Annotated in this window: 12 protein-coding genes; 2 read left to right on the forward strand and 10 right to left on the reverse strand. The window is 41.4% G+C overall.

Annotated features, from left to right (window positions below; genetic code table 11):
- Window positions 1-5: 5 nt before the first annotated feature.
- The 3 genes from nqrC to R8N23_RS00650 are packed head-to-tail and all read right to left on the reverse strand — an operon-like array spanning window position 6 to window position 3347.
- Window positions 6-812, reverse strand: a complete 807-nt coding sequence (gene nqrC, locus R8N23_RS00640) for an NADH:ubiquinone reductase (Na(+)-transporting) subunit C (protein WP_318169623.1) — start codon at window positions 810-812, stop codon at window positions 6-8.
- Window positions 799-1989, reverse strand: coding sequence for an NADH:ubiquinone reductase (Na(+)-transporting) subunit B (locus tag R8N23_RS00645; protein WP_318169624.1), 1191 nt, complete (start codon window positions 1987-1989; stop codon window positions 799-801). The genes nqrC and R8N23_RS00645 overlap by 14 nt, the downstream gene beginning before the upstream one ends.
- A 2-nt stretch (window positions 1990-1991) precedes the next feature.
- Complete coding sequence (locus R8N23_RS00650; RefSeq protein ID WP_318169625.1) at window positions 1992-3347, reverse strand: Na(+)-translocating NADH-quinone reductase subunit A; 1356 nt, start codon at window positions 3345-3347, stop codon at window positions 1992-1994.
- 303 nt (window positions 3348-3650) lie between these two features.
- Between R8N23_RS00650 and R8N23_RS00655 the strand changes: the two genes are divergently transcribed.
- A complete protein-coding gene (locus tag R8N23_RS00655; RefSeq protein ID WP_318169626.1) occupies window positions 3651-4328 on the forward strand; it encodes a hypothetical protein in 678 nt (225 codons plus the stop codon).
- Between the two features lie 2 nt (window positions 4329-4330).
- On the opposite strand, the gene R8N23_RS00660 is transcribed toward R8N23_RS00655, so the two are convergent.
- From R8N23_RS00660 to cmk, 4 genes are read right to left on the reverse strand one after another with little or no spacing between them, the layout of a single operon-like run.
- Window positions 4331-4873: a metal-dependent hydrolase gene (locus R8N23_RS00660; RefSeq protein WP_318169627.1), complete on the reverse strand. Its 543-nt coding sequence runs from the start codon at window positions 4871-4873 to the stop codon at window positions 4331-4333.
- On the reverse strand, window positions 4874-5770 hold the full coding sequence (locus R8N23_RS00665) for a 4-hydroxy-3-methylbut-2-enyl diphosphate reductase (RefSeq protein ID WP_318169628.1): 897 nt from the start codon (window positions 5768-5770) through the stop codon (window positions 4874-4876).
- A gap of 27 nt (window positions 5771-5797) precedes the next feature.
- Window positions 5798-6400 (reverse strand): hypothetical protein, encoded by a 603-nt coding sequence (locus R8N23_RS00670; RefSeq protein WP_318169629.1) that lies wholly within the window; start codon window positions 6398-6400, stop codon window positions 5798-5800.
- Entirely contained in the window at window positions 6393-7076 is a 684-nt protein-coding gene (cmk, locus tag R8N23_RS00675; RefSeq protein WP_318169630.1) for a (d)CMP kinase, read from the reverse strand. The genes R8N23_RS00670 and cmk overlap by 8 nt, the downstream gene beginning before the upstream one ends.
- Before the next feature lie 413 nt (window positions 7077-7489).
- Between cmk and R8N23_RS00680 the strand changes: the two genes are divergently transcribed.
- Window positions 7490-8593: a hypothetical protein gene (locus tag R8N23_RS00680; protein WP_318169631.1), complete on the forward strand. Its 1104-nt coding sequence runs from the start codon at window positions 7490-7492 to the stop codon at window positions 8591-8593.
- 53 nt (window positions 8594-8646) lie between these two features.
- Here R8N23_RS00680 and R8N23_RS00685 read toward each other — a convergent pair whose 3' ends face one another.
- From R8N23_RS00685 to trkA, 3 genes are read right to left on the reverse strand one after another with little or no spacing between them, the layout of a single operon-like run.
- Window positions 8647-9744, reverse strand: coding sequence for a prolipoprotein diacylglyceryl transferase (locus R8N23_RS00685; RefSeq protein WP_318169632.1), 1098 nt, complete (start codon window positions 9742-9744; stop codon window positions 8647-8649).
- Between the two features lie 6 nt (window positions 9745-9750).
- Window positions 9751-11208 carry a TrkH family potassium uptake protein gene (locus R8N23_RS00690; RefSeq protein WP_318169633.1) on the reverse strand — a complete coding sequence of 486 codons (1458 nt, stop codon included), beginning with the start codon at window positions 11206-11208 and terminating at the stop codon, window positions 9751-9753.
- A complete protein-coding gene (gene trkA / locus R8N23_RS00695; protein WP_318169634.1) occupies window positions 11205-12545 on the reverse strand; it encodes a Trk system potassium transporter TrkA in 1341 nt (446 codons plus the stop codon). The genes R8N23_RS00690 and trkA overlap by 4 nt, the downstream gene beginning before the upstream one ends.

Raw genomic sequence — 12545 nt, forward strand, 5'->3', positions numbered from 1 at the left:
CTTAATTATTCCGCAGTTTCTTCTTCTACTTCCGTAGCAGGTTCAACTACCTGAGCCACTGGCTCGTTAACTGCTTTTACCTTGTCGATATAAGCGCCATAGTATCCAAAGTAGTCCATCAACATGGCATTCAAACCTTTACCAGTCAATGTAGCTCCAGACATACCATCAATATGATGATCATCCAAAGGCTCGCCTTTTTCACCTTTGATCATGTTTACCGATTGCAACGTGCCAGATGCATCATAAAGCTTTTTGCCTACAAATCTAGCTTTTACAGCCTCGTCGGTGATTCTAGCCCCTAGCCCTGGTGTCTCAGACTTGTGGTCAAATGCCACACCACGAACGGTATTCAAATCAGAATCAACAGCCACGAAACCAGAAATCCAATCCCAAAGACCGGCTCCGAACATCGGGAAGATATAAGCATCTACTCCAGATCCGTCTTCTTTCATATACATGAAAACTGGATAAGGTCTAGATTCCACGTCCTTCTTGAATTTGTTGTGATTCTTTTGAAAGTCGATTTTTTCCGCTACTAATGGGTTGCCTTTAGCATCCGTTGCCATCGGCTCACCGTTGATATCAACTACTGTAGAAGTCACTCTTTTATCATAAAGTGCCAAAATTTCATTGGCATCTTCGATATTCGAAATATCCATTACAGCTCCCAAAATTTTCTTTTTGGTATCCAATTCTACCTGCTTGTCTTGCAAAGGCTTCAGCACTACTGAAGTTCCAGACAACAATCCACCCAATACTATGGTCAGTATGGCGGAGAAGACTACTATATATAAATTAGACCGTTGCACGTTTCAACCTCCTTTTCTTGTTAGCAGCTACCACATAATAATCGATAAGTGGAGCAAATACGTTCATTAATAAAATGGCCAGCATGATACCCTCTGGGTAAGCTGGGTTAAATACTCTTATGATAATGGTCAGCATTCCGATTAGGAATCCATAAATCCATTTTCCAGTTTCAGTCTGAGTCGCCGTTACAGGATCTGATGCCATGAACACCGCTCCGAAAGCCAAACCACCGATCACCAAGTGATAGTGTGCAGGTAGCAACATATATTCATTAGCTCCTAGCAGGTTACAAATCGTTGCCATCACAAAAGCTCCAGCAAATACACTTGTAATTATTTTCCAGCTACCTACTCCCGTAATAATCAATATGGCTGCACCGATTAAGCACATCAATGTAGACGTCTCTCCAATACTACCAGGGATAATTCCCATAAATAAGCTATTGAAACTATAAAGCCCTTCGGACCACATATCTCCCATCATACTCAGCATAGATTGGTTGCCTTCTACTGCAGCAGCTCCGATGGCTAGTGGTGTAGCTCCTGAGAACCCAGCAACTGCTTGTTCGCTACCTAGGTAAGACCAAACATCACCTGAAATTTGAGAGGGATAAGCAAAATATAAGAACGCTCTGGCCGTCAAAGCCACGTTCAAAATATTCATTCCTGTACCACCAAATGCTTCTTTTCCAATGATTACAGCAAAAGCTGTAGCCAAACCTACTTGCCACAATGGAATGGTAGGAGGCATAACCAAAGGAATCAACATTCCAGTCACAAGGAACCCTTCGTTTACTTCGTGCTTTCTGATTGTTGCGAATGTGAATTCAATACCCAGACCCACTGAATAAGAAACAATCAAGATCGGCACTACCAATGTGGCTCCTAATAATATTTCACTAGCTAAATCAGCTACCTGACCGATGGCCAAATAGTGCTGATGACCTGCATTCCAAATACCAAACAACAAACATGGAATCATGGCGATGATCACTGTCATCATCATACGTTTCATGTCGATCGCATCTTTGATCTGTGCACCTTTTGCACCAGTAGTGCTGTTTGGTGCTAGAAAGAGCGTCTCATGCGCTTCGTATATATAGAAAAACTTCTCCCACTTACCACCTTTCTCAAAGTTGGGGCGAACCTTCGCAAATATGTCTTCTATAAACTTCATTCTTAACTATTTTTTACTAGATCTAGTCCTTCTCTTAAAATGGCCTGAACATCGTTCTTAGACACGTCGATAAATTCACAAAGTGCCAAATCCTCTTCGATGACTTCATAAATTCCCAAGCCTTCCATATCATCAAAATCCTCCGCAAGGATGGCTTTCAATAAATAAGTAGGAAGAATGTCCATTGGTGTCACCTTCTCGAAAGCACCTGTCTGAACGAATGCTCTGTGCTGACCTCTGTTGTTGGTGTCTAGCACAAATTCTTTTTTCTTTCCACCAAGGAAAGACAACAACCCAAAGGCTCTGTGGAAACTCAAACGGTTAGTCGTAGGTAAAATCCATCCGAACAATTCGTAGTAATCTCCTTCAGGAATTACGGTCAATTGATTGTGGTAGAATCCTAAGTAACCTGTAGAGTTAATTTGATTTCCTGTCAATACATTTCCAGAAATGTATCTCACATAACCATCCTTGATTGTACCGTCGATCAATTTGTTGATCGCAGCACCAGAATAAGTCTTATAATATTGTGGAGCCTTCACTTCAGATCCTGCCAAGGCAATCACCTTAGAAGCATCATATTTACCTTCCAAGAAAAGTTTACCGATTTGCGCCACACCGTATGGGTGCACTGTCCAAGAAACTTCTCCCTTATTGATAGGTGCCAAGTGGTGAATCTGAACACCTACGTTACCCGCAGGGTGTGGGCCAGAAACCGTATTCACTTGCGCTTCAGTCGATTTGAACAAGTCTGAAGAATCTTTCACATCCATATTTACATGAACTGTACCTTCAGTCAATTTTGAAAGGATGCTGATACCAGCATCAAAATATTTTTTCTGGCCTTCCAGGATATAGTTCATATCCGGAGCCAAAGGATGCGTATCCAATGCAGACACAAAAATATTTTTTGGGGAATCGTTTGGATCAGCCACCACACCGAAAGGGCGCTGGATGATATTAGGCCAAACACCTCCTTTAGTCATCTGCTCTATAGCTGCCTCTTTAGAGACTCCTTTCACATCGTCGTGCTTATCGAACGACTCGAAAGACACTTCTTTGTCAGCCAAGATTCTGATTTCTAATATTTTTCTTTTAGCGCCTCTTACCACTTCTGCGATCTCTCCGCTCACAGGCGACGAGTACATCACATCTTCGACCAGTTTGTCGATCATGATTGGGGTTCCAGCCTTCACGTTGTCGCCTTCCTTCACTAGAAGTTTTGGACGGCTCATACCAACAAAATCTGTAGGTTTAATGGCGTAAGTCTCCGCTGGTGGGAGCTCTCCGATTTTTTTTTCAGCTTTTCCTGCGAGATTGATATCGAATCCCTTCTTAAGCTTTATATTCTGAGACATATTTTACTGCAAAAGTCCTGTTTTATAAAACGTGGCAAAAATAATAAAAAATTGATGATAATGGGCTAGGAGCGCAATTATCGTAAAAGTATTTGAGTAAGGAAAGCCGAGAAGAAAAAATTGAGGTTAGTGACGCTATCAATCTCCCCAGCCCTCTTCTCCAAGAGGGAGTTTTCGCGCACTTGTTGGGTGATCTGCTAATTTAGGCAGCAAATGCCGCGTCTTCAGTGTATGGCACAACAGATTACCCGAATGCTCCTCCGTCGCACCGGGTAATGACGTAGAGTTTTTTAATTTTATCCCATGAAAACAAAAATCATACTTCCCATCCTTGCTTTTGTATTGCTCAGCCTATCGGTAAAGAGCCAAGGCGTGTCTGCTTCTTTTATCATTCCAAAAGATGGATATTTTTCAGCTCCTGTGAGTCCTTTGTCTGTCAGAGGTCTCGGATTAAGTTTCGGCCTACTTGGAATAGAAACCGGTGCGTCTTTATATAATATGCCTGGTTTACCAATGAGTGGCTTACCTTTTGAATCTGACAAACCTTTGACCGGACCTCACTGGTCGATTTTAGTTCCGCTTCAACTATGTCTTACATTTGACTCAGATGCCATATCAGTCAAATTTCTAGGAGGAGGATTTGGCATGGGGCATATCGCTCCACAAGTTAACTACGGCAACATGGATAGAGCTATTCGCGAATACGAAGGTTGGGACGTGGCCAATGCTAATTTGGATGTAGATAATAAGCTAGGATTCGGTTGGATGGCTGGAGTAGAGCTCGCTTTTCATGTCAACGATAAATTTTCCATTACCACCGAAGTACAATATCTTAAAGGTGATTCTGGTGCCGCCATTACCGGAGAATATTCTGGAGGGTCGATTGGTGGGAATATTGAAACCCGGACTGTAGACTATCCTGATGCAGTTACTGCTTTGGAAGGTGTGGAGATTTCAATTGGAGTAAAGATGAATAGGTAGATTTATTCATCGGTGATTCTACTTTTTAAGACGACAGCCAATAAATAGATAGTAACACAAGGAATGCCTATCCATAGGGCTTCGCTTTTTAACACTTCAAACCCCCGTTGAGAAAAAAACCTGGCTGCTCCTATAGGAGAAACCGCAATGGGTTGCCAAGGGAAAAAATATCTGGTGTTATCCCAGGGAGAGAAGAAGGCTACCCCTAATCCACCATTCGTCATGGCATCAAGAACAGCATGAGAGGCAGTGCATAAAAAAAAGAAAAGAGTGAGCATTAGCCATCGTTTCCATGTAAAGCCTTTGATTGAAAATCCTGTAGCACATAGCACTGCAAAAACGAGTGCAAACAGCAAGGAGTGCGAGAAGCCCCGATGTCCCCAAAAACTATCATATGGAATGCCCATTTTGAAAGTGATGACATCTAAATCCGGAATCACGGTGCAGATCACTCCAACTAAAATTACCTTCCAGCTACCAAGTGTTTTTGGTAAACTTTTGCCTAACGCGACGGCTACTACAGCATGCCCAAATGCCGAAGCCATTTAGACGCTAGCAGTTTCGAACTGCTTCTGAATATAATCTCTGACTTGCTCCATCAACCACATCGGGGTAGAAGTGGCTCCACAGATTCCAATAGAATCAGAAGGCTTGATCCAGTCTAGGTCGATTTCTTCTTCGCTGCCTACAAAGTAACTTCGTTCATTGAAGTTTTTGCATACGCCATAAAGTGCCCGACCATTAGAGCTTTTCTTGCCACTGACGAAAATGATCACATCATGTTTTTGGGAAAACTTCTCCATGCTCGGCTCTCGATTAGAGACTTGTCGACAGATGCTATCGTTGGCCTTGAAATCAGTCACTTCTAGTGGTTGGCCCTTTGCGTCTAGAATTCGCTGCTCGATCATTTCCTTCAGGCGATAGAAACCTTTAGTGCTTTTGGTAGTTTGGCTATAGAGCGTAACAGGCTTTGAAAAATCGATTTGCTCCAGGTCTTCATCTTCCATCACGATGATGGCTTTTTCTTTGGTTTGACCAGTGAGTCCTATGACCTCCGCATGACCAGGCTTGCCATAGATCACGATCTGACCATCCTGCTCTTCCATCTGGTCGAAGGATCCTTTCACTCGGTTTTGCAATTTCAACACCACAGGGCAGGAAGCATCGATGAGTTCAATATTGTTTTCGATCGCAATTTTATAAGTCTCCGGTGGTTCACCATGCGCACGAATCAACACTTTACAATCTTTTAAGTCTTTCAGGTCTTCATTACTAATAATAACCAATCCTTTGGCTGCCAATCGTTCAACTTCCATGTGATTGTGCACAATGTCACCCAAACAGTAAAGTTGACCGCTCTCATTGAGTTCGTCTTCGGCCATCTCAATAGCATACTCTACTCCGAAGCAATAACCTGAATTTTTGTCTATCTCTATGTGCATAGTACCAATCGGGTCCTTTCTGCAAAATTATATCAAATCCCTTTGAACTGAATTAAACAATCGCCGGTATTCTTTGAGTTCCTCTATATAGAAATTAGATGAGCCTAAAGAATCTTCCAAATGTCTGAAATAAATAACCTTTTCCTCCAGCTTCCACTTGAGTTGATATTTTTCTAAATACGGATTCAGTCGATTCCCGTTTTCGGACCTGAGCACAATTCCCATATGACGTGCCAGTGAATCAGTTGCAAAGTTGAGAGACTTATAACTCAGTTTGCCATACGTTTTTGCCAGCTCGTCAGGTATTGGCCGGTCCAGTTCATACTTCTTCTTGCACAACACACTGTCTATATAATAAAGCGTGACCTTTGTAACTTCGGCATTGTGAATTTTAATATCGGGCTCATCGATGATATGAAACTCAATTCGATCATTATAGAACTTGCCAAAAAGGTTTTCATCGGTTGGAGTCACATCGGCCTTTTCAGAATTAATTTCAACCTTGTTCCAGATATTGGCTTTTTTTAGTTCCTGTAATTCCGTTCTTTCCAAACTTAAGGAGTCACTTGAACCTTGCTGCTCCACACAACTAATCCCAAAAACCAAAAGGATAAATAAAGTCCTAAGCATTCATCATTTTTCCTGTAGCCAATTGTACAATATGGTCTACCTGCTCTTCTAAAAACATGTGTGTAGTATCCACTTCTACGCTATCTTTTGGTTTAATCAGCGGGCTCTCTTCTCGGGTAGTGTCAATCTTGTCTCTTTTTCGCAGATTTTCTTTTACCTCATCCAGATCTACCAAATTGTCCTTATCAAAGAGCTCCTTCTGTCTACGCTCTGCGCGTACATCAAAGTCCGCATTCATAAAGATTTTTAATTCCGCCTCAGGAAAAACGACCGAACCAATGTCCCGTCCATCCATTACGATGCCTTTTGATTTACCCATCTTTTGCTGCTGCTTAACCATCGCTTCTCGTACGGCTTTGATGGCTGCTACCTCACTTACTTTTTGAGAAATCTCCATCTCGCGAATTTTATCCTCTACGTTTAATCCGTTTAGGAAGGTTTCGCTTTGTCCATTGGATTCATTGTGGTGAAAAGTAATGCTAATATCACTCAGAGCTTTACTGACCGATTTAGGATTGGTCAGGTCTATGTAATGCTCTAAAAAATATAATGTAACCGAGCGATACATGGCTCCTGTGTCCACATATCCATAATTGAGGGCCGCCGCCACTCGTTTCGCCGTTGAACTTTTGCCGCAGGCCGAATAGCCATCTATAGCAATGATAATTTTTCTCATGAGTGGTTTGGCTCAAGTGGGTTAATACAAAGATTTTTTAGGTACTCCTTCGCTTTAGCAATCTTTAATCGGGCAAGGTATCGGTTTACCTTTTTTAATCTTCCTAGGTTTTCTCTCCTTAGGATATTGAGATGACTTGCACGAGCCAAAACTGAGTAGCAACCCTATTAAAATTAATGAAAATGTTCGTGAAGTGAGTTTAAAGCCCATGTATTTTTTTGTTTGAACAAATATAGTAACAAAGCAATTTCGAATCTAAAAATTGTATCGTGATATACAACGGTGTATCTTGAAGAGATTGTATTTCATCTGCCAGCTATCTTATCACATCGTGATACAATTTATTTTTTTAATAAATCCAAACAGGGAGGACACTTCGTATCTCTATCGTTTTTAACCAAACAATAAGCAGCATGAGTACATTATCAACAAAGGCAAACGACATCAAATGGCCAGAAATATTTAGCCTAGGGGCTTTAAATGTGTCTGTGGTTATTAGTTGGATTGCCTATCACGAATACCAACCTATCCTTTTAGAAAATTTTAGTTTTGATCACCTATCAGATTTTCTGATCGTTTCAAAAGCAATTATTCTAGTGCTAATTCCGGCCTTAGCCGGCTTGTTAGCCGATTATCTGCTGGGAAAAAACGGAAAATTTTTCACCTTGTTCACTGTGGGCATTGGAGCTACAGCGATGATCTTTATGATCGTGGCATCCATTATTGGTGCAGGGCCGGTAGGGGCTTTGACGCCTTACCTTCCATATATGATTATTTTGTGGCTGATTTCGATGAACTTATTCATCAGTCCAGCTTACTCCATGATTGAAGCATTTGCTCCGGCGCAAAAGCTTCCTATCGTTATGGGTTTCCTATTTCTAGTTACGGAGCTTGTCTATGCTCTTGAACCTTTGGTTGTAGGTTTGGTCCAATTCTTCGGAGACACACTTACTTTTATCGTTGGCGGGATTTTGATTTCTGTCAGTGGCTATTTCTTTCATAAAATATCTTCTGATGAAGTTATTTCAAGGAAGAAAGAATTAATGGAAGGGCAAGTTAAACCTCAGAGCTTTCAAAGCTATATTGCTATTTTAGTGATTGGATTGGCATTGGGAGTCGGCAAAGCTTTTCTGGTAGAGTATATTCCTGCCAGCTTCGAAGCAAACTTTCCAGACCTAGGTAATACCGGAAACTATATTTCATTTGCACTGCTTGGTTTGTCTGCCATTCTAGCCTTTGCCATCAGTAAGAAAGTGGCCGTTTTAGACTCAAAAAATACACTAATAGCCAGTCTTATCATCATGGGAGTTGGTGCATTGGTATTGCTCGCATCAACAAGCGTAGCCATTTCCATTGCCGGAGGTATCATTACAGCCATTGGCTTCAGTATTCTAAATATTACTGGGTTGCCATTTGCTATCAATCAACTTTCCGTCAAACACATTACTTATGGCGTAGGAATATATATTGGAGCCTCTGAAATGTGCGGAGGCTTTTTCGAATATTATTTCAGATAAGAAACTGCTTATTGACTGTGAGCCGATACAAGCAATTGCGTTGGCTTGCAGTACTAAGCTTTTTTCTTCTCAAATCCCCAATACTTAACCATAAAAGTAACACCCCAAAGGAATAGTGGTATACTCAACCATTGGCCCATATTGAGTGGAATGTCAGCTTCCCAAGCCTCTTGATTTTCTTTAAAGAATTCTACAAAAAACCTTTCCGACCAGAGCATGGTCATGAAAAACCCAAAAAGAAACCCTTCTTTCAATTGGCTTCTATGATAATACCATACATGAGCCAGAATCAAAAACATCAAAACACAGGCGATGGATTCGTACAACTGCCCTGGGTGTCTGGGTATTCCCAGGGTATAAATTTTCGCATATTGTACTCCTCCCTCTTTGTATAGCTCATAGGGCATTTCCATACCAGGTTTATGATATACATGCTTGCTCACACTGCTTGATCGAGCAAAGGCATTGGGCACATTGCGCTCGAAAAAATTCTTTGAGGTGGCTGCGTCCAAATCTATTCCTCTTTTGTATTCCAGCACAACAGTCATTGGCACCAATCCAGCACTATCACTTACTGCTTTTCCTCCCTTTTCAAAAGATACTTCTTCTATTCTTTCATCACCTCTCAAGAACATATCCTCTACACTACGAGAAAATACAATTCCACTATCACTACCTGTTGGCAAGCCTATGATTTCAGAATTCATAAAATTTCCAAATCGGATAAATGCTCCAACAAGAACTGTCACAATCGCCACGCGATCCAAAATCCACAAATAGGTAAACCCGTATTTTTTAGCGAAAAGATACAAGGCGATAAACATCCCTATCGCACCCCCATGACTGGCTAACCCGCCTTCCCAAATTTTGATGATCTCAATCGGATTGCTCAGATAATAAGTTGGGTTGTAAAACAAACAATGCCCCAATCGAGCACCCACTACCACGGCAATAACCAAATACATGGTCAATTGATCAACATCTTTTGGGTTCTTATTTTCTTTTTTGAAAACCCAATACATCACCTGTTGTGCTACGATAAAACCCATAGCAAAAAGAAGCCCATACCATCGAACCTCTCGGTCAATTCCAGGAATGGTGAATATTTCTGGGCTTGGGCTCCAGATGATAAAATCAAGAATAGATGTCATGCTTATTTAAATTTTGCGCCAGAAATAAGGCGTCAGTAAAATCAATACAGTGAAAAGTTCGAGTCGGCCCAGTAGCATTAAAAAAGATAAAAACCACTTCCCAACATCAGGGATAGCTGCAAAGTTATCAACAGGCCCAACTTGACCCAATCCAGGACCAATATTTCCAAGGCATGTAGCTACAGAACCGACGGCTGTTAAAAAATCTGTGCCAATCCAACCCATGATTACAGAACCAACGGCAAAAATGGAAATGTAGATCATAATAAAGGCCAGAATGTTGAACGTAATATCTCTATGAACCGCCTTTTTATTGAGTCGTACCGGTATGATCGCCGATGGGTGCAATTGCCTTTTGAGTTCTAAAATACTGTTTTTAATCAATACTATGTGCCTGACGATTTTAACACCTCCAGCAGTACTTCCTGCAGATGCACCAATAAACATCATCACAAACATGAGGATCACAATCGACGAAGCCCATTGACTATAATCTGCCGTGACATATCCGGTAGTGGTAATAATAGAGATTACCTGAAACAAGCCATCTCGAAACGACTGTTCAAATCCTTGATCAGACCGGAGAAACAAACTGATCGAACAAATGACTGTAAGTATGAGACAGAAACTGGCATAAAACCTAAACTCTTCATTTCTATAAACCGTCATGAACTTGCCATGAAGGCCGAAATAAGTCAGTGTAAAATTGGTTCCCGCCAAAAACATGAACAGTGTGATCGTGTACTGGATAAATGGCGACTGATAGTAAGCTACACTGGCATTTTTGGTAGAGAATCCACCCGTTGCCATCGTGGTGAGTGCGTGATTGATGGCATCGTAAAAGGTCATGCCTCCAGCCCAAAGCAACAGCATTTCAGTTAGCGTCAACCCAACATAAATCAGCCATAGTCTCTTAGCCGTTTCCGTAATTCTTGGTTTCAATTTGTCTGGCGTAATACCAGGGGCCTCTGCCACAAACAGCTGCATGCCGCCAATGCCTAAAATCGGCAAAATAGCCACGGCCAAAACAATGATACCCATGCCACCAATCCATTGGGTCAAGCTCCGCCAAAACAAAACACCCTTGTCAATGGATTCGATATCTGTCAGAATCGTAGCTCCTGTAGTAGTGAATCCAGATATGGTCTCAAAAAAGGCGTCTGTGAAATCTGGAATTGATCCACTAAGAATATAAGGTAAGGTACCAAAGGCTGACATCGTCAACCATCCTAAGGTAACGATAAGATAACCGTCCTTTTTCTTTAAGTCTTTGGTTCTGTTTCGCCGAGTTATGGCAAAAGTGATATAGCCCACCAACATGGTAATACCTCCAGACTTGAGCAAGGGAATGAGGTCTCCATCTTTAAAGTACAAACTGAAAGGGATACAAAGCATCATGAAGGCTCCATTGAGCAAAACCAAGAGCCCAAGGACATTGAAGATTACTCTGTAGTTAAATCTCATTTGAAGTATCCTTCTACTTTTCTAATACACTCAGATCTCGACAATACCACTACTCTGTCTTTCACTTCAAAATGGAAGTTTCCACGAGCGATATGGCCTTGGCCGTGTCGAATAACACCGCCGATAATGGCTGACTTTGGAAATTCGAGATTTCTCAATTCATGTTCCAGAATTTTTGACCCTTCGGTTACTTCAAATTCCAAAATCTCTGCATCCACGCCATGGATAGTCGTCATGTTGACCACCTGTCCTTTTCTAATGTATCTGAAAATAAAGCTGGCCGCAATCAATTTTTTATTGATCATGGTATCCACACCTATGTTTTGAGATAGATGGATATAATCCATGTTTTCCACTAAAGAGATCGTTTTTCCAACTCCATGGTTTTTAGCTACTAAAGAGGAAATGATATTAGTCTCAGAATTTCCTGTAACGGCAATAAACGCATCCATGTCATCAATTCCCTCCTCTTTGAGCAACTCGACATCCCGGCCGTCGCCATTGATGATCATGGTGTTTTGAAGGGTGTCAGCCAATTCGAAACATTTGTCTCTATCCTCTTCAATCAACTTGATATTGTACTTTTTACTCAATTGAAGGGCCGCCTGAATACCGATTTTACTCCCGCCCAAAATCATGATATTCCTAATCTCCTCACTCTGCTTTTTTGCCAAATCCAATACGCGCTCTACGCCATCAGGCTGACAGATGAAATAGGCATGATCATTGTTTTTGAACTTGTTATCTCCGTGAGGAATAATCGTTTCTCCATTTCTCAAAATGGCCACGGTAGTAAAACTATGATCAGGGTTAAGATAAGCTGCTTCTACAAGCGTTTTATTGCAAAGTTCTGAATGCTCATCGATAGTAATACCTACCAAAGACAAGGTGCCCTTTTCAAAATCAAACAAATCTGTCAAAGCTGTTTGCTTTAGCAGTCTTTTGATCTCTTTGGCTGCCAACGACTCAGGAGAAATAATCTCATCGATGCCAATGTCTTTGAGGTCGAGGATCTCTTTTTTATGCAGATATTCTGTGTTCGTAATTCTGGCAATTGTTTTCCGTGCGCCCAAATTTTTTCCAATAATGGACGTGGAGATATTAGTAGCTTCAGATTCCGTTACGGCGATTAGCAAATCAGCCTTGGCTACCTGCGCATCTTCGAGGGTACGAAATGAGGTGGAATTGCCCTTGGTGGTGTGCACATCGAGGTGGTTGGCAATGTATTGCAGTTTCTCGTCATCAGTATCGATGATATTGATGTCGTGTGCTTCGAATGCCAACAATTTGGCCAAATGAAACCCAACATCTCCTGCACCTGCTATTATAATCCTCAT

Origin of the sequence: Reichenbachiella sp. (assembly GCF_033344935.1) — a bacterium.
GTDB lineage: Bacteria > Bacteroidota > Bacteroidia > Cytophagales > Cyclobacteriaceae > Reichenbachiella.

Coding starts and splice junctions, on each gene's coding strand:
- R8N23_RS00645 (WP_318169624.1), bottom strand. CDS start 1,989: ATGAAGTTTATAGAAGACATATTTGCGAAGGTTCGCCCCAACTTTGAG.
- R8N23_RS00650 (WP_318169625.1), bottom strand. CDS start 3,347: ATGTCTCAGAATATAAAGCTTAAGAAGGGATTCGATATCAATCTCGCA.
- R8N23_RS00655 (WP_318169626.1), top strand. CDS start 3,651: ATGAAAACAAAAATCATACTTCCCATCCTTGCTTTTGTATTGCTCAGC.
- R8N23_RS00660 (WP_318169627.1), bottom strand. CDS start 4,873: ATGGCTTCGGCATTTGGGCATGCTGTAGTAGCCGTCGCGTTAGGCAAA.
- R8N23_RS00665 (WP_318169628.1), bottom strand. CDS start 5,770: ATGCACATAGAGATAGACAAAAATTCAGGTTATTGCTTCGGAGTAGAG.
- R8N23_RS00670 (WP_318169629.1), bottom strand. CDS start 6,400: ATGCTTAGGACTTTATTTATCCTTTTGGTTTTTGGGATTAGTTGTGTG.
- cmk (WP_318169630.1), bottom strand. CDS start 7,076: ATGAGAAAAATTATCATTGCTATAGATGGCTATTCGGCCTGCGGCAAA.
- R8N23_RS00680 (WP_318169631.1), top strand. CDS start 7,490: ATGAGTACATTATCAACAAAGGCAAACGACATCAAATGGCCAGAAATA.
- R8N23_RS00685 (WP_318169632.1), bottom strand. CDS start 9,744: ATGACATCTATTCTTGATTTTATCATCTGGAGCCCAAGCCCAGAAATA.
- R8N23_RS00690 (WP_318169633.1), bottom strand. CDS start 11,208: ATGAGATTTAACTACAGAGTAATCTTCAATGTCCTTGGGCTCTTGGTT.
- trkA (WP_318169634.1), bottom strand. CDS start 12,545: ATGAGGATTATAATAGCAGGTGCAGGAGATGTTGGGTTTCATTTGGCC.